General features: G+C 64.1%; 17 protein-coding genes and 1 tRNA gene. 9 read left to right on the top strand and 9 right to left on the bottom strand.

The annotated features are described in order from the left end of the window. The first annotated feature begins 107 nt into the window (after positions 1 to 107). Positions 108 to 1,697, top strand: a complete 1,590-nt coding sequence (locus AC5STB_RS02330) for an ABC transporter ATP-binding protein (RefSeq protein WP_495441376.1) — start codon at positions 108 to 110, stop codon at positions 1,695 to 1,697. Between the two features lie 223 nt (positions 1,698 to 1,920). Here the strand turns inward: AC5STB_RS02330 and hemN are convergent, their stop codons facing one another. Further along, positions 1,921 to 3,276: an oxygen-independent coproporphyrinogen III oxidase gene (gene hemN, locus AC5STB_RS02325; protein WP_495441375.1), complete on the bottom strand. Its 1,356-nt coding sequence runs from the start codon at positions 3,274 to 3,276 to the stop codon at positions 1,921 to 1,923. Between the two features lie 62 nt (positions 3,277 to 3,338). Between hemN and fnrL the strand changes: the two genes are divergently transcribed. Beyond that, positions 3,339 to 4,079 (top strand): transcriptional regulator FnrL, encoded by a 741-nt coding sequence (gene fnrL, locus AC5STB_RS02320; protein WP_495441374.1) that lies wholly within the window; start codon positions 3,339 to 3,341, stop codon positions 4,077 to 4,079. Positions 4,080 to 4,101: 22 nt separating this feature from the next. On the opposite strand, the gene AC5STB_RS02315 is transcribed toward fnrL, so the two are convergent. Further along, positions 4,102 to 4,974: a LysR family transcriptional regulator gene (locus AC5STB_RS02315; protein WP_495441373.1), complete on the bottom strand. Its 873-nt coding sequence runs from the start codon at positions 4,972 to 4,974 to the stop codon at positions 4,102 to 4,104. 117 nt (positions 4,975 to 5,091) lie between these two features. Between AC5STB_RS02315 and glyA the strand changes: the two genes are divergently transcribed. Both glyA and AC5STB_RS02305 read left to right on the top strand, forming a co-directional pair. Continuing rightward, positions 5,092 to 6,411: a serine hydroxymethyltransferase gene (glyA, locus tag AC5STB_RS02310; RefSeq protein WP_495441372.1), complete on the top strand. Its 1,320-nt coding sequence runs from the start codon at positions 5,092 to 5,094 to the stop codon at positions 6,409 to 6,411. Between the two features lie 228 nt (positions 6,412 to 6,639). Beyond that, positions 6,640 to 6,897: a GlsB/YeaQ/YmgE family stress response membrane protein gene (locus AC5STB_RS02305; RefSeq protein ID WP_495441371.1), complete on the top strand. Its 258-nt coding sequence runs from the start codon at positions 6,640 to 6,642 to the stop codon at positions 6,895 to 6,897. Between the two features lie 69 nt (positions 6,898 to 6,966). Here the strand turns inward: AC5STB_RS02305 and AC5STB_RS02300 are convergent, their stop codons facing one another. Beyond that, entirely contained in the window at positions 6,967 to 7,806 is an 840-nt protein-coding gene (locus AC5STB_RS02300) for a universal stress protein (protein ID WP_495441370.1), read from the bottom strand. A 205-nt stretch (positions 7,807 to 8,011) separates the two neighbouring features. Between AC5STB_RS02300 and ccoN the strand changes: the two genes are divergently transcribed. From ccoN to ccoP, 4 genes are read left to right on the top strand one after another with little or no spacing between them, the layout of a single operon-like run. Next, the gene (gene ccoN / locus AC5STB_RS02295; RefSeq protein WP_495441369.1) at positions 8,012 to 9,622 is read left to right on the top strand and encodes a cytochrome-c oxidase, cbb3-type subunit I; all 1,611 of its coding nucleotides are present in this window, start codon (positions 8,012 to 8,014) and stop codon (positions 9,620 to 9,622) included. 14 nt (positions 9,623 to 9,636) lie between these two features. Further along, positions 9,637 to 10,365 carry a cytochrome-c oxidase, cbb3-type subunit II gene (gene ccoO / locus AC5STB_RS02290; protein WP_495441368.1) on the top strand — a complete coding sequence of 243 codons (729 nt, stop codon included), beginning with the start codon at positions 9,637 to 9,639 and terminating at the stop codon, positions 10,363 to 10,365. 11 nt (positions 10,366 to 10,376) lie between these two features. Then, a complete protein-coding gene (locus tag AC5STB_RS02285; protein WP_495441367.1) occupies positions 10,377 to 10,589 on the top strand; it encodes a cbb3-type cytochrome oxidase subunit 3 in 213 nt (70 codons plus the stop codon). Then, positions 10,586 to 11,455 (top strand): cytochrome-c oxidase, cbb3-type subunit III, encoded by an 870-nt coding sequence (ccoP, locus tag AC5STB_RS02280; RefSeq protein ID WP_495441366.1) that lies wholly within the window; start codon positions 10,586 to 10,588, stop codon positions 11,453 to 11,455. The genes AC5STB_RS02285 and ccoP overlap by 4 nt, the downstream gene beginning before the upstream one ends. Positions 11,456 to 11,533: 78 nt before the next feature. Here the strand turns inward: ccoP and AC5STB_RS02275 are convergent, their stop codons facing one another. The 3 genes from AC5STB_RS02275 to AC5STB_RS02265 form a co-directional block, all read right to left on the bottom strand. Continuing rightward, the gene (locus AC5STB_RS02275; protein WP_495441365.1) at positions 11,534 to 12,097 is read right to left on the bottom strand and encodes an outer membrane protein; all 564 of its coding nucleotides are present in this window, start codon (positions 12,095 to 12,097) and stop codon (positions 11,534 to 11,536) included. A gap of 400 nt (positions 12,098 to 12,497) precedes the next feature. Next, on the bottom strand, positions 12,498 to 13,190 hold the full coding sequence (locus AC5STB_RS02270; protein WP_495441364.1) for a DUF2270 domain-containing protein: 693 nt from the start codon (positions 13,188 to 13,190) through the stop codon (positions 12,498 to 12,500). A gap of 236 nt (positions 13,191 to 13,426) precedes the next feature. Beyond that, a complete protein-coding gene (locus tag AC5STB_RS02265) occupies positions 13,427 to 13,627 on the bottom strand; it encodes a hypothetical protein (protein ID WP_495441363.1) in 201 nt (66 codons plus the stop codon). 98 nt (positions 13,628 to 13,725) lie between these two features. Between AC5STB_RS02265 and AC5STB_RS02260 the strand changes: the two genes are divergently transcribed. Next, positions 13,726 to 14,598: a LysR family transcriptional regulator gene (locus AC5STB_RS02260; RefSeq protein WP_495441362.1), complete on the top strand. Its 873-nt coding sequence runs from the start codon at positions 13,726 to 13,728 to the stop codon at positions 14,596 to 14,598. Between the two features lie 47 nt (positions 14,599 to 14,645). Here AC5STB_RS02260 and AC5STB_RS02255 read toward each other — a convergent pair. From AC5STB_RS02255 to AC5STB_RS02245, 3 genes are all read right to left on the bottom strand, one after another. After that, positions 14,646 to 14,720 (bottom strand) — tRNA-Gln (locus AC5STB_RS02255). A gap of 290 nt (positions 14,721 to 15,010) precedes the next feature. After that, positions 15,011 to 16,942, bottom strand: a complete 1,932-nt coding sequence (locus AC5STB_RS02250; protein ID WP_495441361.1) for an acyl CoA:acetate/3-ketoacid CoA transferase — start codon at positions 16,940 to 16,942, stop codon at positions 15,011 to 15,013. A gap of 225 nt (positions 16,943 to 17,167) precedes the next feature. After that, a complete protein-coding gene (locus AC5STB_RS02245) occupies positions 17,168 to 19,201 on the bottom strand; it encodes a peroxidase family protein (RefSeq protein WP_495441360.1) in 2,034 nt (677 codons plus the stop codon). Positions 19,202 to 19,419: the final 218 nt, after the last annotated feature.

The raw sequence follows: 19,419 nt of genomic DNA, 5'->3' as shown, positions 1-19,419 counted from the left end.
GTCCGCCCCCACGGGCGGGCACTTCGTTTCCGCCCCCACGGGCGGGCACTTCGTTTCCGCCCTCGGACGGGCTCTGCCCTAATCGTAGTGTCGCTAGGGGAAGAATAATGACCAAAACCTCCCCCCTCCTGAACGTCCAGAACCTCCGCGTCTCCTTCCGCCAGGACGGCAAGGTGACAGAGGCCGTGCGCGGCGTCTCCTTCTCCGTCGGCCGCGGTGAAACCGTGGCACTGGTGGGCGAGTCCGGCTCCGGCAAATCGGTCTCGGCGCTCTCCACCGTGTCCCTTCTCGGCGACAGCGCCATGGTTGAGGGTTCGGTCACCTATGACGGCACCGAAATGGTCGGCGCCAGCGAGCGCCACCTGATGCAGGTGCGCGGCAATGACATCAGCTTCATCTTCCAGGAGCCGATGACCTCGCTCAATCCGCTGCACACCATCGAACGGCAGCTGGAGGAATCCCTGGCGCTGCACCAGGGGCTGACCGGCAAGGCCGCCCGCGCGCGCATCCTGGAACTGATGGAGAAGGTCGGCATCCGCGATGCGGAAAACCGGCTCACCTCCTATCCGCATCAGCTTTCGGGCGGACAGCGGCAGCGGGTGATGATCGCCATGGCGCTGGCCAACAAACCTGACATCCTGATTGCCGATGAGCCGACAACCGCGCTGGACGTGACCATCCAGGCGCAGATCCTCGACCTTCTGGCGGAGCTCAAGGAAAGCGAGGGCATGGGGCTGTTGTTCATCACCCATGACCTCGGCATCGTGCGCCGCATCGCCGACCGGGTCTGCGTGATGAAAAGCGGCGAGATCGTCGAGGAAGGCCCGGCGGCAGAAATCTTTGCCAACCCGCAGCACCCCTATACGCAGAAACTGCTGGCGGCAGAGCCGTCCGGCCAGCCGCAGCCGGTGCCGGAAAATGCAGAGGAATTGGTCTCGGCCAGGGACCTTAAGGTCTGGTTCCCGATCCAGCGCGGCCTGCTGAAACGCACCGTCGGGTATGTGAAGGCGGTGAACCCGATGTCGGTCTCCGTGCGGGCAGGCGAAACCCTGGGCATTGTGGGCGAGAGCGGTTCCGGCAAGACCACGCTGGCGCTGGCCATCATGCGGCTGATCGCGTCTGAGGGCGCGGTCACATTTCAGGGCCAGGACCTGCGCAAATGGTCCACCCGCGACCTGCGCGCTTTGCGCAAGGATATGCAGATCGTGTTCCAGGATCCGTTCGGCTCGCTCAGTCCGCGGATGACATGCGCCCAGATCATCTCGGAGGGGCTGGCGATCCACAAGGTCGACCAGCACCGCGATACCCGCGAACTGGTGGCAGAGGTGATGATGGAAGTGGGCCTGGACCCCGCGGCCATGGACCGCTACCCGCATGAGTTCTCAGGCGGCCAGCGCCAGCGCATCGCCATCGCCCGCGCCATGGTGCTGCGCCCCAAGCTGGTGGTGCTGGATGAGCCGACCTCGGCACTGGACATGACGGTGCAGGTGCAGATTGTCGAGCTGCTGCGCGATCTGCAGACGCGCTATGGCCTTGCCTATCTGTTCATCAGCCACGACCTCAACGTGGTGCGGGCGATGTCGCACAAGGTGGTGGTGATGAACCAGGGCGACGTGGTGGAAACCGGCGCGGCAGAGGACCTGTTCGCCAATCCGCAACAGGACTACACCCGCAGGCTGCTGGCCGCGGCGGGTTAGACTGTCCTGGGTTAACCCTCTGGCAGGCTTTGCAGCATCTATGCGTCCGCAGCCTGCGCAACGCCCAGAAGTTGCGGCAGCCAGTTTGACCAAATGTTTCGCGCGCGAAACATTGCGGCAGAGGTGCTGACCTATTCTCCTTTGGCCGGAAAACAGCGGAACGCTCCCGCGCCCGCAGGTGCCCCGCCCAACGGGAGAGTTCCGCCGCCGCCGCTAAGACGTGTCAGATCGCGGTGCTGTGGCCTGCCTGACTGAGGTCATAGGCATCAAAGCTGCGGGCGATCATCCGGGTCAGCGGGCGCGCCTCTTCGCGGATGTCCAGCCCTTTGGCGGTAACCGACAGCATGCCGGGGAAGGCGGCGTCCGCCTTGGCGAACATCTGCTGCAGCTGGTCTTCGGTCACGGCAAAACGCGACAGGATTTCCTCGCGGCAGATCCGGAAATCGCACATCAGCGCCTCGATCAGCCGCGCCCGCAGCAGGTCCTGGCCGCCAAAAGCATGGCCGCGGGCGGTAGCGAAATGGCCATCGCGGATGGCACGGACATAGGCTGAGGTGGCGGGCGCGTTCTGCGCGTACCCTTGCGGGAATCGCGAGATTGCCGAGGCGCCGATGCCGATCAGCACCTTTGCCGGATCATCGGTGTAGCCCTGGAAATTGCGCCGCAGGCGCCCGGTCTGCTGCGCCACTGCCAGCCCGTCGTGGGGCCGCGCGAAATGGTCGATGCCAATCTCCCGGTAGCCGTCCCACAGGAACAGCTGGCGGGCGGTCTCGAACAGCTCTAGCCGCGCCTCCGGGGTGGGCAGCGCAGCGGAGCGGATCATGGTTTGCCGCCCAGCCATCCAGGGCACATGGGCATAGCCATAGACCGCCACCCGGTCCGGTGTCAGCGACAACAGCTTCTGCACGCTTTCGGTCATGATGGGGGGCGTCTGATGCGGCAGGCCGTAGAGAATATCGGCATTGAGGCTGGTGATCCCATGCGCGCGCAGCTGGTCAATGGCGGTGCGCGTGGTCTCGAAGCTCTGGATGCGGCCGATTGCCTGCTGGATGGTGCTGTCGAAATCCTGCACCCCGACCGAGGCGCGGTTCATGCCGGCCTCTGCCAGCGCATCCAGCCTCCGGTCCCCGATCTCGTTCGGGTCGATCTCAACTGAGAACTCCGCCCGCGGCGCCAGCGGTATGGCTTCTGTGATTGCGCCCGCCAGATCGCGGATCAGATCCGCGCTCAGCAGGGTCGGAGTGCCGCCGCCCCAATGCAGGCGGGACAGGGTGATGCCCTCGGGCAGCTGTGCCTTCAGCACTGCAATCTCGGCCTTCAGAACCTGGACATAGGCCTCCACCGGTGCGTCGGAATGGGTGCCTTGCGTGCGGCAGGCGCAGAACCAGCACAATCTGCGGCAGAAAGGCACATGCATATAGAGCGAGATGCGGCTGCCGGGGGAAATCTTTGAAATCCAACTGGAAAACTGCGCGGAATCAGTCTCTTTGCCAAAGTGCGGCGCGGCGGGATAGCTGGTATAGCGCGGCACTTTGGCGTCAAACAAACCCAGTTCGGCCAATTGAGCTTTCTGTTCCATTCAATTAGCGTTATGGGAACCCGCGAACCTGAGCCTTGACCCAGATCAAACCGGACCAACCAATGAACGCCCCCGTACTATCCCATTCCAGATGCGGTGATTGCCCGATCCGCCACCGGGCTGTCTGTGCGCGCTGCAACGCGGACGAGCTGGAAGAGCTGGACGCGATCAAATACTACCGCACTTATGAGGCGGGCCAGCCGATCATCTGGTCCGGCGATGTGATGAATTTCGTGGGTTCCGTGGTCTCGGGCATCGCCTCCCTGACCCAAACGATGGAGGACGGGCGCACCCAGATGGTGGGCCTCTTGCTGCCCAGTGATTTTGTCGGCCGCCCGGGCCGCGAGGGCGCGGCCTATGATGTTGCGGCGACCACCGACGTGGTGATGTGCTGCTTCCGCAAGAAGCCGTTTGAAGAGCTGATGGAGCGCACACCGCATATCGCGCACCGTTTGCTGGAAATGACCCTGGATGAGCTGGACGCGGCGCGCGAGTGGATGCTGGTGCTGGGCCGCAAGACCGCGCGCGAGAAGATCGCCAGCCTGCTGGTCATCATTGCCCGCCGCGATGCCACGCTGACGCCGGGCGGGGCCACCAACCGGATGGTGTTCGACCTGCCGCTGACGCGGGAGGCAATGGCCGACTATCTGGGCCTGACGCTGGAAACCGTGAGCCGCCAGATCTCGGCGCTCAGGCGGGACGGCATCATTGAGCTGGAAGGCAAGCGGCATGTGACCGTGCCTGACATGCGCCGCCTGATGGAAGAGGCCGGCGACGACAGCGACGGCGGCTTCCTGGGCTGAGCCCGCCGTTCACCTGCGCCAGCTAACTGTTTTCTGCCAGCCAGCGCGCCACCCGCGCGGCCGGGCTGCGCGGGCCGGAGGGGCGCAGGCTCCACAGCCGCAATGCACGTGGCAGGCTGGCCTTCTGTGCAAATGGCGCCACAAGCCTGCCGCTGGCCAGCAAGGGCGCAATCAGCGCCTGATGGCCGATCAGCACGCCTGCACCGTTGACGGCTTCCTCCACCGCCAGCGAGTAAAGCGAGTATTCCGGCCCCCTCAAATGCAGGGGTGAGCCGGGGTAGGCGGCCTGCAGCCAATGCTCCCAATCCTGCGCCCAGACCGCGTCTGACAGGCAGGGCACATTCTGCAGGTCTGCGGGCGTGTGCAGCTGCTCTGCCAACGCGGGCGCGCAGACCGGGAAGATCACGTCCTGCTCAATCACATCTCCCTGCTCGCCGCCGTAAAAAAGGCACAGGTCATAGGGCGTGCGCTTGAGGTTCGGCGGGGCCTCCGCGGCGGTGACCGACACCACCATCTCCGGCATTGCGGCGCGTAAGCCGGGCAGGCGGGGCGACAGCCAGAACTGCGCAATCGCGGGCAGGGTGGCGATATGGACGGTGCTGGGCTGGGCCTCTTCCCGCAGGAGGCGGGTGGCGGCGTTGATCTGGTCAAAGGCCGCGGTGAACTCCGGCAGCACCCGCGCGCCAAGCGCCGTCAGCGTCACCTGTTTCGGGCGGCGGACAAACAGCGGTGCCTGCAGCGCGTCCTCCAGCGATTTGATCTGGGCAGAGACCGCGCCGGGGGTGACCCCCAGTTCCTGCGCGGCAGCGGCAAAGCCGCCGAGCCGGGCGGCGGCCTCGAACGCGCGCAAGGCGGTGAGCGGCAGGGATTGGGCAGGGGGCGGGGAAACAGCCATGGTTTAGCCTTAATTTTTCTAGCCCTAGTTTTCTGGAAAACTGGTTTGCGGGCAAGGGGGCATCAGCGCTTTGATGGGGGCAGAGAGAAACCCGCCACCGCGTGAAGGAGACAGACCATGACAGAGCTTGCCCGCCGCAATTGGGTGCCCGCCGCCTGCGAGGACTACGTGCAGACCGTGGCCGCCAGAACAGCCGGTGCCGCCAGCGCGGAAACCGCCGCGCGGCTGACCGCGCTGGCAGAGCGCAACGCGGAAATCCATGACCGCGACTGTTTCAACCTGAACCCGGCCACCAATGTGATGAACCCGGCGGCAGAGGCGCTCTTGGCCACCGGTCTCGGCAGCCGCCCGTCGCTGGGTTATCCCGGCGACAAGTACGAGATGGGGCTGGAGGCCATCGAGGAGATCGAGGTGATCGCAGCGGAGCTGGCCGCCAAAGTGTTCAAGGCGCGCTATGCGGAGATCCGGGTGGGCTCGGGTGCGCTGGCGAACCTTTACGGCTTTATGGCGCTGGCCAAGCCGGGGGATGCCATCATCGCGCCGCCTGCGGCGGTGGGCGGCCACGTCACCCATCACGCGGGCGGCTGTGCGGGTCTTTACGGGCTGCGGACCCATCCGGCACCGGTGGACGGCGATGGCTATACGGTCGATCTGGACGCTTTGCGTGAACTGGCGCTCAAGGTTCGGCCCAAGCTGATCACCATCGGCGGCAGCCTCAACCTGTTTCCGCACCCGGTGGCAGAGGTGCGCGCGATTGCCGATGAGGCCGGGGCTAAGGTGCTGTTCGACGCCGCCCACCAGTGCGGCATGATCGCGGGCGGCCACTGGGCCAATCCGCTGGAACAGGGCGCGCATCTGATGACGATGAGCACCTACAAGAGCCTGGGCGGCCCGGCGGGCGGGCTGATCGTTACCAATGACGCAGGAATAGCCGAGCGCCTGGATGCCATCGCCTTTCCCGGAATGACTGCGAACTTTGATGCGGCGAAATCGGCGGCGCTGGCGATGAGCCTGCTGGACTGGGTGGAGCACGGCGCGGACTATGCCCGCGCGATGGCGGATCTGTCGCTTGCGCTGGCGCAGGAACTGGCGGGGCAGGGGCTGCCGGTCTTTGCGGCCGCAAGGGGCATGACCCAGTCGCATCAGTTTGCGCTGGAGGCTGCGGAGTTTGGCGGCGGCCAGGCAGCGTCGAAACATCTGCGCAAGGCGGGCTTCCTGGCCTGCGGCATCGGCCTGCCCATTGCTGAGGTCCCGGGCGACATGAACGGGCTGCGCATCGGCACCCCTGAGCTGGTGCGCCGCGGTGTCACGGTGGCACATGCGCCCAAACTGGCGGATCTGATCGCCCGCGCCTTGCGGGCGGAGGACCCGGCGGCGATGGCGGCAGAGACCGCGGCGTTCCGCGCTGGCTTCCAGGGCATGCACTACGTCCGCTGAGGAAAAGGGGTGCTCCCGCACCCGCGCGTTCCCGGCTGTGCCGGACCCGCTGGCGGCTTTGGGCCAGGCTCGGCGCGCAGCGCCGAGCCTGGCCCAACGGGAGGAGGTCTTTCGCAGGAAAGGCTGGCGACGGGCGGGAGCCGCCTTGCTTGCGGAACCTGACGGCAGCGGGTGACCCGGCGCTGCAGCTGTGCTCTATTGGTGCTGTCAAAACAATCGGAGGCGGCAATGCAGTTTGGAAGTCTGATCGGGATGCTGATCATCGGGGCGCTGGCCGGGTGGCTGTCGGGCAAGATCATGCAGGGGCGCGGCTTTGGCATCCTTGGCAATATCATCGTCGGCGTGGTGGGCGCCTTTCTGGCAGGTATGATCTTTCCGGCGCTGGGGTTTGCTGCGGGCGGCGGTTTCTTCTGGTCGCTGATCCACGCCACCATCGGCGCGGTGATTCTGCTGTTCCTGATCGGGCTGATCCGCAAGGCTGGCTGAGGCCCGGCCCGCTGGCATGAAAAAGGCGCCCCGAGGGGCGCCTTTTTTGATCGGCAAGCCTGGCTGTGCCTAGTGGGCCATCAGTACCGGCACAGCGGCCTGTTCCAGCATATTGCGGGTGGCACCGCCGAGAATGGCCTCGCGGAAGCGGGAGTGGCCGTAGGCCCCCATCACGATCATGTCGGCGGCGGTGTCGGCAGCGTGGCGGTTCAGCACGTCCGACACCCGGGTCAGGGTCTTGCTGAGAACGTCGATTTCGCAATTCACCCCGTGGCGGGCCAGCATCTGCGCCAGCATGCCGCCGGGATCCGAGCGTTCGGGCCCGTGCTGCGGCGGGTCGATCACCGCAATGCGGACCAGATCGGCACCGGTCAGGAAGGGCATCGCGCGGCGGATTGCCGTCATCGCTTCGATGCTTTCGTTCCAGGCCACCAGCACGGTCTGGGGCTGCTTAAGCGGCGCAGCCTTGTCCGGCACCACCAGCACCGGCGCGCGGCCTTCGAACAATGCGGCTTCGACGATCGGTTCCGCCTCGGCGCGCTTGCCTGCCCCATAGGGCTGGCCCAGCACGACCAGGTCGGAGAACCGCGCCTGGCGCGCCACGTGGCGGCCGATGTCGGCAATCTGCGCAACGCCGCTGTCGGTGCCATAGGTCACGCCCGCCTGCTTCAGGGTCTCTTCGGCCCGGGCTTGGACCGCTTCTGCCTCTTCCTGCGCGCGGGCCAAAGTTTCCTGCAGCACCATGGCATTGGCACCGGCATAGTAGTATCCTGTCTGGGTGCGGTCGACACCAAGGCAGAGCGCATCGGCATGGGCGCTGAATGCCTCTGACAGGGCCGCAATTTGCGCCAAAGGCGCCGCTGCGGTGTCCGCAGCTGTCAGGACGGTAAGCAAGGACTTGTAGGACATTGACACCTCTCGGCGGAAAGCGCACCGCAGGCCCGGACGGCAAGGATGCTTTGAGTTTCACTGCACGGGAAGAAGTGTCACATGTTGCCGGGATTTGTCTTGATGCAGATCAAGGCAGCGAAGAGGCGCGTTTTGCATGAAGGGCGCGGTCTAATAACGTCCCCGTATCCGCAGGATTCGCGGGGGCATGGCAAAGGGACGCAAGATGTCTAATTATATCAAGCTGATAGCGCTTGGTCTGGTCACGCTGTTTGCGATGATCGGCACCAACTACGCGCGGGATCTGGCTTACCAGGTACACGCGATCATCGTGATGATCGTGGCTGGCGGCCTGTTCCTGTACACTTTGCGCGGCACCGGCGAGCCAAAACGGGCAGTCGCCGGTGTGGAAAATGAGTATTTTGACAGCGTGATCCGCGCTGGCGCAATCGCAACCGCCTTCTGGGGTGTGGTGGGGTTCCTGGCGGGGACCTTCATCGCGTTTCAGCTGGCGTTTCCGGTGCTGAATTTCGAATGGGCTCAGGGTCTTGCCAATTTCGGCCGCCTGCGCCCGCTGCATACCTCGGCGGTGATTTTTGCCTTTGGCGGCAACGCGCTGATCGCCACCTCCTTCTACGTGGTGCAGCGGACCTCTGCGGCGCGCCTGTGGGGCGGCAACCTGGCATGGTTCGTGTTCTGGGGCTATCAGCTGTTCATCGTGCTGGCGGCAACCGGTTACCTCTTCGGCTCGACCCAGTCCAAGGAATACGCGGAGCCGGAATGGCATGTTGATCTGTGGCTGACCATTGTCTGGGTCGCCTATCTGGCCGTGTTCCTGGGCACCGTGATCAAGCGCAAGGAGCCGCATATCTATGTGGCGAACTGGTTCTACCTGTCCTTCATCGTCACCGTGGCGATGCTGCATCTGGTCAACAACATGACCATTCCGGTCTCCATTTGGGGCTCCAAATCGGTCATCGTGTGGCCGGGCGTGCAGGATGCGATGATCCAGTGGTGGTACGGCCACAACGCTGTGGGCTTCTTCCTGACCGCGGGCTTCCTGGGCATGATGTACTACTTCATCCCCAAGCAGGCCGAGCGTCCGGTGTTCTCTTACAAGCTGTCGATCATCCACTTCTGGGCGCTGATCTTCCTGTATATCTGGGCCGGTCCGCACCACCTGCACTACACCGCGCTGCCTGACTGGGCCTCGACCCTGGGCATGGTGATGTCGGTGATCCTGTGGATGCCGTCCTGGGGCGGCATGATCAACGGCCTGATGACCCTGTCGGGCGCCTGGGACAAGCTGCGCACCGACCCGGTGATCCGGATGATGGTGATCTCTGTCGGCTTCTACGGCATGTCCACCTTTGAGGGCCCGATGATGTCGATCCGCGCAGTGAACTCGCTGTCGCACTACACTGACTGGACCATTGGCCACGTGCACTCCGGCGCGCTCGGCTGGAACGGCATGATCACCTTTGGTGCGCTGTATTATCTGGTGCCGGTGCTGTGGAAGCGGGAACGCCTGTATTCGCTGTCGCTGGTGTCCTGGCACTTCTGGCTCGCCACCATCGGTATCGTGCTTTATGCCGCGTCGATGTGGGTGACCGGCATCATGGAGGGCCTGATGTGGCGTGAAGTGGATGCCAACGGCTTCCTGGTGAACTCCTTTGCCGACACCGTGGCAGCGAAGTTCCCGATGTATGTTGTGCGCGGTCTAGGCGGGGTGATGTTCCTCACCGGCTCGATCATCATGTGCTACAACCTGTGGATGACTGTCCGTAAGGCGCCGGCCAAAGAAGCCAGCCTGACGGTCCCGGTCCCGGCTGAATAAGGAGCCAGGCAGCTATGTCTATTCTCGACAAACATAAGATCCTCGAGACCAACGCGACCCTGCTGCTGATCTGCAGTTTCCTGGTCGTGACCATCGGCGGCCTGGTGCAGATCGCACCGCTGTTCTACCTGGAAAACACCATCGAGAAGGTTGAGGGCATGCGTCCCTACACCCCGCTCGAGATGACGGGCCGCGAGGTCTACATCCGGGAAGGCTGCTATGTCTGCCACAGCCAGATGATCCGCCCGATGCGCGACGAGGTGGAGCGGTACGGCCATTACTCGCTGGCGGCGGAGTCGATGTATGACCGCCCGTTCCAGTGGGGGTCCAAGCGGACCGGGCCGGATCTGGCCCGTGTCGGCGGCCGCTACTCGGACGAGTGGCACGCAGACCACCTGCGCGATCCGCAGTCGGTGGTGCCGGAATCGGTGATGCCGAAATACGGCTTCCTCGAAGACAAGATGATCGACGGCAAGTATATCGGCGACATCATGGCCACCAACGCGCTGCTGGGCACGCCCTACACGGAGGGCATGATCGAGGCCGCCCAGGCTGACTTCCGCGCCCAGGCCGATCCGGACAGCGACTATGACGGTCTGCTGGAACGCTATGGCGAGGACATCAACGTGCGCAACTTCGACGGCAATCCGGGCATCTCCGAGGCCGACGCGCTGATCGCCTATCTGCAGATGCTGGGCACGCTGGTCGACTTTTCGACCTTCACCCCGGACGCGAGCCGCTGAGGGAGGCAGAGATGGAATTCTATACACTCCTCAGAGAGTTCGCGGACAGCTGGATGCTGCTGTTCCTGTTTACCTTCTTCATCGGTGTTGTGGTCTGGGCGTTCCGCCCGGGCAGCACCAAGGTTTACAAGGACACCGCAAACATCCCGTTCCGGCATGATGACGCACCCGCGCCCAGCAAGGGCGCCGGCCAACCCGCCGCGGATAAGGAGGCGAGGGCATGAGCAAGAAATCGCAAAAGTTCGAGAACGATCCCAACACCACCGGCCATGAGTGGGACGGGATTGAGGAATTCGACAACCCGATGCCGCGCTGGTGGCTGTGGACCTTCTATGCCACCATCATCTGGGGCGTGCTGTACACCATCGCCTATCCGGCCTGGCCGCTGATCAACGGCGCCACCGCCGGGGTGCTGGGCTGGTCGACCCGTGCCGATGTGGCGGCTGAGATCACCGCGGTCGAAGAAGCCAATGCGCCCGTCAACGCCAAGCTGGAAGCGGCCGAGCTGACCGCCATTGCGGAAGACCCGGAGCTGGGTTCCTACGCGGTGTCCGCCGGTTCCGCTGTGTTCAAGACCTGGTGCGCCCAGTGCCACGGGTCCGGTGCGGCCGGCGCCAAGGGCTATCCCAACCTGCTGGACGACGACTGGCTCTGGGGCGGCTCGGTGGAGGATATCCACGCGACCATCGCCCATGGCATCCGCAACGAGGACAGCGACGAAGCGCGCTATTCCGAGATGCCTGCCTTTGGCCGCGACGAGCTGCTTGAGAAGGAAGAAATTTCCCAAGTGGTCAACTACGTGATGTCGCTGTCGGGCGAGGCGCAGGATGCCTCACAGGTTGAAGCGGGGTCCGTGGTCTTTGCCGACAACTGCGTCTCCTGCCACGCTGAGGACGGCACCGGCGACCGCGCCCAGGGCGCGCCGAACCTGGCCGATGCGATCTGGCTGTATGGCGGAGATTACGCGACGCTGACCGAGACGGTGACCAATTCGCGCTATGGCGTGATGCCGGCCTGGAACACCCGCCTGACTGAGGCAGAGATCCGTGCGGTGTCCTCCTATGTCCACCAGCTGGGCGGCGGCGAATAAGCTTCGGATAACCTGAAACAGCAAAGGGGCCGCGGTGTGCGGCCCCTTTACGTCTGACCATGTTCGCGCCCTGGGGGGTCAGAACCTGAACATGGCCCGGACATGCAAGGTGCCGAAATCGACATCGTTGCCATCGATGCCGAAGTCGTCAAACTTGTGGTACTGGTATTCGCCGCCGATCACCCACTGGTCGTTGATCTGGTGGTCGTAGCCGAAACCGATGACATAGCCGGGGTCATCGAAGTCGATGTCGTCCACGCCTGACAGCCCGTCAAAGTTGGTGTAGGCAAAGCCGAGGCTTCCGTAGAGCAGCCCATTGCCCAGATCATAACCGGCACGGAGTTTCAGCCGGGCAATCCCGTCGAAGTCGCCGGAGGCGCCGCCGGATTCAATCGACAGGTCGGAGAAGTCGTATTGCAGTTCGGGGCCGATCGCCCATTCGCCCACTTCCCACAAATAGCCGATTGTGAAACCGCCCACAGCGCCATCGGTGTCGAGATCTGTGAGAGTGTCGAGATCGATGTCCCCGGAGCCGTAACCGATCTGGCCGCCCACATAGGCGCCTTCCCAGTCGCCGGCAAACGCGGACGTTGCCATGGCGGCGGACAGGACGAACAAGGCGGAGAAACATTTGCACTTCATAACACAGATACCTTTCAACAGAAGGAGCCGGAGAGCAGGCCGCGGCACTCGTAAAACAAGATAACTCAGCTTCTGCACAGGAAAGGGCTGAGGGGGCAGAGAGCGGTTTATCCGCTTGCGGCAGGCGGTGTTTTGCCGTTCGGCAGCAGGGATGCGCTGTTTTCCGCTCAATCCGCCCTTTGACTGTCCCGCAGCGGGCAGGGGGCGCAGGTTTTCCGCGCCGGGCCTGCCGCAACCAGGGGGCGGCCTTGCGGAGTGGATATTTCGCCTCGCGCCTCTTGAAGCCGGAGGTGGTGCGATCTCATTTCCGTGGCGGACGCGCCTGTTGCAGCTTGCGGCCCGGTTCTGGCCGGCCGGGCGGGGCGGCTCGCAGGCCTGAGCAGCCCCGGGGCTGCGGGCTTCAGCCCATCGAAGTCATTGAGGTGCGCTTGCGGGCGCGGGCGGCGTCCGTTGTGGCGCTCCACCAGGCGATGCCGCCCCACAGCGCCACGTAGAAGGCGCCGGTTGCCAGCACCAGCTCGCCGGGGAAGGGACCGATGTCGGCCCGGTCCAGGGCCTGCTGCCAGCTGGCCACGCCGGTTGGATGCACCGCCAGCTTACCCCCATAGGCCATCGACTGGATCAGCAGGATCCAGAAGTAGTTGCGCCGGATCCGCCGCCCGACCGCGGTCATCACGCCGACATGGTATTCCGGGCGCAGGTAATCGGCGGCCAGCACGTCCTGCCAGTGTTCTTCCAGATGCAGGTCGCCCTCAACCAGCATGGGGGTGTAAAAATGCGTCTCCAGCCAGCGGGCGCGGGCGCGGAACACGTTGAAATAGCGGTAGCGCCGGGCCTCCAGCATCAGGAAGAAGATGATCAGCACCCCGACCAGGATCAGCGGCAGCGGCGAGGCCTCGGGCGAGGAGTAAGAGATGGATAGCGCCACCCCCAGTGTCACAACCGACCAGTTGGTGGTGGTGTCGAGCCGGGTGCGCCAGACCGTGCTGCGGTAAATTTCGCCGCGGTAGAGATGCGCAAGCGCGCCGACTTCCTCCGCCGTCAGCGGCGCGCGGGCGCTGCCTGCAGTCTGTTCGCGCTGGGGTATGTCCATGGGATGAGCGTAGGTTTTTTCCCGCATCCGGGCAAATTATTTACGCAAGTTTGATCCGCATCAAATTTTGCCGCCGGCAGGCAGGGTAATACTGCAGAGGAAAGAGTTTGCTGCTTAGCCAATACCCCCTCCTGGGCAGCAAGAAATCCCGCGAGGCCGACGTGCAGGCCGGACGGGCCATGCGCCGGTTTTCCGATCTGTTCGCGCGTTTCATGGAAAACCGGCGCTTTTTTCCGTCAAATCTTCTGCGGGTCGATGCAGCGGGTCCGCGGCGGCCGGCTGCGCAGCCAGGCGGCGAGCCTGGCCAGCAGTCCCGGTTTGCGGAATGGCGCCTGATAGGCGCGCGGCAGCGGTTTGGCCGGCGGCAAATCGCGCAGCCGCACGCAGTCCTGCCGGGCTGCGGTCACCATTGAGCGGGCATAGATGTCAATCAGCATGTCGGGGCCTCCTGTTCTGGCGTGTGATGCAGACTGTTGCCCGATGACGCGATTCCTGCGAGTTAATTAGAATTGGATTGTGTAAGGCAGAGTAACATATGGATTGGTTGCACATGCCGCCGCTTGCGGCGCTGAGGGCTTTTTCTGCTTTCGCAGAAACAGGCGGTGTGGTGCAAGCGGGGAAAGCGCTGAATGTCAGTCACGCTGCCATTAGCCAGCAATTGAGAGCGCTGGAGGCGTATTTGGGCGCGGCCCTTCTGGACCGCAGCGGCCGGGCACTGGCGCTGACGCTTGAGGGAGAACGGCTGGCACGGGCGCTGCATCTCGGGTTCGGCGCGATAGAACAGGCGGTGCAGGAGATTTCCGGCACCGGTGCAGCCCGGCCGCTGCATGTGTCCTGCACCCCGGCCTTTGCCGCCCACTGGCTGATGCCGCGGCTGCCGCAGTTTCAGATGGAGCATCCGGGGCTGGCAATGGTGCTGGACCCGTCAGCAGCCCTTGTCGAGCTGAAGCCAGGCGGTGTTGATTTGGCGCTGCGCTACGGAGACGGCAATTGGCCGGGGCTGGACGCGGAAATGCTGTTGCAATCGCCCAGGGTGGTGATCGCCGCCCCCAGCCTGCTGCAGCGGCGGGTGGTGGCGGCACCGGAGGATTTGCTGGATTTGCCCTGGCTGGAGGAGCTGGGGACCACTGAGGCAACCAGCTGGCTGCAGTCGCGCGGTGTGCAGGAGGGCATGACAGGGCCGCGCAGCCAGCTGCCCGGCAACCTGCTGATGCAGGCGGTGCGCGAAGGCCAGGGGGTGGCGATGACTGTGCGCGAGTTCGTGCTGGAGGACTTACGCAGCGGCAGGCTTCAGCAGCTGTTCGCAGAGCAGGACGCCCGCGGCTACTATATCGTGACCCGGCCTGAACAGCTGCGCCCGGATGCCCGGCGCTTTGCCGCTTGGCTGCAGCGGCAGGTCAGAGAGTGACGCTTTGCCAGTCCGAAGGCGATCGGTTGAATGTTGTGAAAGGCCGATGGCTGGGGTGGTAGGATTCGAACCTACGGTACACGGTACCAAAAACCGCTGCCTTACCACTTGGCTACACCCCATCGGTGAGGCGCTGTCTAAAGTTTGTTGCGGGGGGGTGCAAGAGGGTTTTTGAAAAAAAATGCAGTTCTTCTTACAGCGGCCCCGGAATTCCTCCCGCGCCGCCTGCCGGGGAGGCGGGAAGGGTGCCGGGTCACGACGAAAAACGACGCTGTTTCAATATGATGACCGGTTCAGGAGGCGGTTCTTACGGGGGGCGGGGAGGCCCGGAAATGCGCCGCCTAAGGGGAGGCAGATGGCCGCTGGGAAGGCGCGGAACGGCGGCGCGGGGCCGGCCATTCCGGTGCCGGTTTCAGGAACCCCATATCGCCTGATGCGCTTCCTCGCCGCTTTCGAAGATGTGCGGCTGCACACTGCGGCTGGCAAGCTCGCCCTGCATCTTCAGGCGCATGAAGGCACTGGTGGTGTAATGGGCGATCGAGGCCGAGTACGTTTCCAGCGTCCGGCCGACTGAGGCAGCGTAATCGTCCTGCAGGTCCTCGGCGATGCGGAAGCCGTTCTGGTTCATTACCATGCTGACGTCACGGCCGCTTCGGGCAAAGGCCTCCCGCAGCACACGGTCCAGATCCTCGACGTCCTGTTTCTTGCGGACGCTCCAGCCCTCGAGGTTGAGGAACATGGTGTGGCGGGCGGAGTCATAGGTGACCCGTTCGGAGAGGTTCAAATTCAACAGGTCGTTCATCAGTCCCATCGGCTCATCCCGGAAGATGCGCGCGTCCATCAGGGCGACGTTTTCGATGATCGGCTTGAACTCCATCTGGTCGAGGATGTCGCGCTGCAGGTCGATGCCCGGGGCGATTTCGATCAGCTCCAGCCCCTTGGGTGTCAGCTGCAGCACGCAGCGTTCGGTCACGTAAAGCACCGGTTGCGAGCGCTGCGAGGCGTAGGGGCCGGAGAAGGTGATCTGCTCGATGAGGCGGACAAACTTCTTGTTGCGGCCCTCCTGAACGATGCGCAGCTCGCCGTTTTCCACTGCCACTTTCAGCCCTCCTGCGGTGAAAGTGCCGGCAAAGACCACGGCGCGGGAGTTCTGGGAGATGTTGATAAAGCCGCCGCAGCCATTGAGGCGGCCGCCGAAGCGGGATGCGTTAACGCTGCCTTCGGCGTCGCATTCGGCCATGCCGAGGCAGGTGAGGTCCAGCCCGCCGCCGTCGTAGAAATCGAACATCTGGTTTTGGTCAATGATGGCATCTGCGTTGGCGGAGGAGCCGAAGCTGGAGCCGCCTGCCAGCACCCCGCCGACCGCTCCAGCCTCGGTGGTGAGGGTGATGTAGGGGGTGGCCTTTTCCTCGTTTGCTACCGCCGCGACGCCGTCGGGCGCGCCGACGCCGAGGTTCACAGCGCCGTTGGGCGGCAGCTCAAATGCGGCGCGGCGGGCGATGATCTTGCGCTGGTCCAGCGGCATCTTGGCGATGCCCTCCACTGGCACCCGGATTTCGCCGGAGAGTGCGGGATTGTGCTGCACGCCATAGTTCATCCGGTGCATTTCCGGATCGTTCGCCAGGCAGACGCAATCCACCAGCAGGCCGGGGATTTTCACGTCCTTGGGTTTGATCGAGCCGTCCTCGACGATCCGCTCCACCTGGGCGATCACGATGCCGCCGTTGTTATGGGCCGCCATCGCCTGGGCCAGGCAGTCCAGCGTCAGCGCCTCGCGCTCCATGCTGATGTTGCCGGAGCGGTCGGCGCTGGTGCCGCGGATAAAGGCGACATCGATCTTGGTGGCCTTGTAGAACAGCCATTCCTCGCCATCGACCTCGTGATAGCGGACGATGTCCTCCTCCGTCACCTTGTTGACCTTGCCGCCGCCGTGGCGCGGGTCGACATAGGTGTGCAGGCCGACCTTAGAGAACAGGCCGGGCTGGCCTGCTGCACAGGCGCGGTAGAGCTGTGAGATCACCCCCTGGGGCAGGTTGTAGCCGCAGATCTTATTCTCCTGCGCTGCCTGGGCGACCTTGGGCATACGGCCGAAATTGCCGGCGATCACCCGTCGCAACAAGCCATCGTGGTGCAGCCGCCCGGTGCCCAGCCCCTTGCTGTCGCCGGCGCCTGCGCACATGATCAGGGTGAGGTCACGGGGCGCGCCTTCGGCCAGAAAGCGTTTCTCCAGCGCCGCGTGCAGCATTTCCGGGATACAGCTTTGAACAAAGCCGGTGGTGGTCACCACGTCACCGTCGCGGATCAGCGCCATCGCCTGTTCGGTGGTGGTTGTCTTGTCTTTCATGGCGGCGCGTCCTCCCCGATGCCTCTCGCCTTCCGCGCCGCCGTGCAACTGCGCGGATATCTGGTCGGGAATTTTAGGCGCGCGCCCGGGGGGCGCAGTCCTTTGATTGCGTCAGCGGACCGGGGAGTTACGACATCACGGCAGGGAGGCCGACTGCGAAGTTTCCGATTGGCGGCGGCGTTTTCCGCGCCGGGCGTGAGTGTATGCCGCCGCCGGCTGAAACGGTCAGAAAAAGCTTGCGCCGGAGTCGAGCCAATCGTCCAGGGTGATGCCCTCGAAGGTGACGGAACAGTCGTTTCCGAAAGCAATCCTCAGGCCGTCTTCCGTGTCATGCGCTTGCGCGGTGAAGTCGTGCGGGCCGATGATCTTGGTGAAATCGGTGCCAAGCTCGAAGTCGGAAATGGTATCGTCGCAGCCCTGCTGCGTGTTGAACACGAAACAGTCGGCCCCCGCACCGCCGGTGAGGTAGTCGTCGCCCATGCCGCCCTTGAGCGTGTCCCGGCCTGCGCCGCCGTCCAGGGTGTCATTACCGCGGTTGCCAAGCAGGCGGTCCCTGCCGCCGCCGCCTGACAGCTCGTCCCAGCCTTTGCCGCCAGCGAGCCTGTCAGCCGCGGCGCCGCCATCCAGGCAATCCGCCCCGTTGCCGCCCTTCAGGCTGTCGCGGCCGCCGCCGCCTTGCAGGTCGTCGCTGCCGCCCCTGCCGGAGAGGGTGTCATCGCCCCTGCGGCCAAAGATGAAGTCCTGTCCGCTGCCGCCGGCCAGCCTGTCGTCTTCGCCGGTGCCGGCAATCCGGGTCATCGCCGCAAAGACGTCTTTTTGCAGCGCCTGCACATCAGTGTTCCGCAGGATGACGTCAGACAGGCTGATGTCCCAGAGCGCTTTTAACTCCTCTGCGGGGATGCCCTCGCGTCCTTCGCTCCAGAACGGGTCGCCGTCGCGCAGGCGGGTGAACTGGCCGATCATGACAAGGGTGAAGGTCTCGCCCAGAAGTCCGGTGCCAAAGGCATCCTCGGCCAGGCCGCCGATCCAGGCGTCCACCAGATCGGTGCTGCCATAGGCCTGCTCCAGCTTGGCGGCCAGCGCCGCGTCGGAGGTAATGTCGGAGAAGCTTTCGGCGCGGGACAGGCCCAAGGCTTCGCGCAGGTCGTTGTAGCTGGCCACGCCCATGTCGCGGCCGCGCTGGATATTCAGCGCCGCCAGATCCAGCCCGCCGGCACCCGGCGGCCCGAACAGGAAGGAGCGAACGTCCTCCACCACCTTGGTGTCGATGGCTTCGGATGTCTGGGTGGCCGCCCCGCGCAGGACATTTTCGATCATGCTGTCCTGGCTGACCAGATGCGGCTGGAAAAACGCATCGCGCAGAGCCAGAGGGTCCAGCTGGGTGCCATTTTCGGTGACCCGTTGCAGGTTGGCTGACAGCAGCGTATGCCCCAGCCGGTAGACCGCGCCGGAGAATTCGATCGCGATCCCCGGGTTCACATCCGCGTCGTAGCCCTGATAGCTGGCGAAGGCGTTATCACCGAGCAGGACCGGCAAAAACTCCTTGAAGGTGATCGCTTGCACCAGCGCCTCGACGCGGGCACGGGCGGCTTCGAACAGCGCGTCATCCGTCAGCGATGGATCTCTTGCTGCCAGCTCGTCGACCAGACGGTTGTGCTCGCGGGTGAACAGTGTGTGCATGGACGTCAGCGCGACATTTTCGGCGGCGCGGATGTCGCCGGTCAGAAACCCGTCGCCTTCGAGGTTCAGGAATTGATCTTCCGTCATTTTCAGCTTGCCGCCGTCGTCCCGCATTGCTGCGACCATCTCAGAGGTTGAGCCGTAAATCATCGAGGCGTCGATGTAGGCGGTGATCTCGTTGAGAAACTCACCCTCGTGCTGTTCCACACGGGTGAACGGAACAATGGCTTCGCCAGTTCCGAAGGGATCAAAGAACGGATCGCCGGACGGAACTTCAATATTTGCTTCGACACCGCTTTCGGTGCCAGTCAACGACAGGTCGTGATCCAGAAACTGGCCCCAGATCCACAGAAAATCGGATGCGGCAGCGGCATTGACCGTTTCCCCGTCCTGCATCGACAAAAGGTTGGACAACTCGCGCGCGTTCGGCCTGTCCGAACCCGCCATTTCGCCTTCCGCCCCCAGCCCGCTGCCGGCCAACCGCAGCAGTTCAGCGCCGGTTGCGCCCCAATCGGGATTGTCTGGATTCGCGGACGTGCCATCGGAGGGCCGTGCGGCCCCTATCTGTAAACTGGACATGTGATCCCCCAATCACTCGTAAAAATGCCACCGGAAATGCCATCGCGCGGACCGGAAACGCCACAGCTTTCCGTGCCGGCAAATACCCTGATCCCCCGCAGATGCAGCCGTGCCAGGGCTGCAATCTCACAGGTAGTGCTTCACGATTTCGTGTCAAACCGTGTGCTTTCGTGAATATGCTGGTTTGCAAAGGGCACTGGCCCCGCGCCAGAGACCGC

The sequence above is a fragment of the Leisingera sp. CC-HEC093 genome (assembly GCF_059429195.1).
The sequence above is the reverse complement of the archived record's forward strand: the minus strand, read 5'-3'. Positions and strand labels throughout refer to the sequence as shown.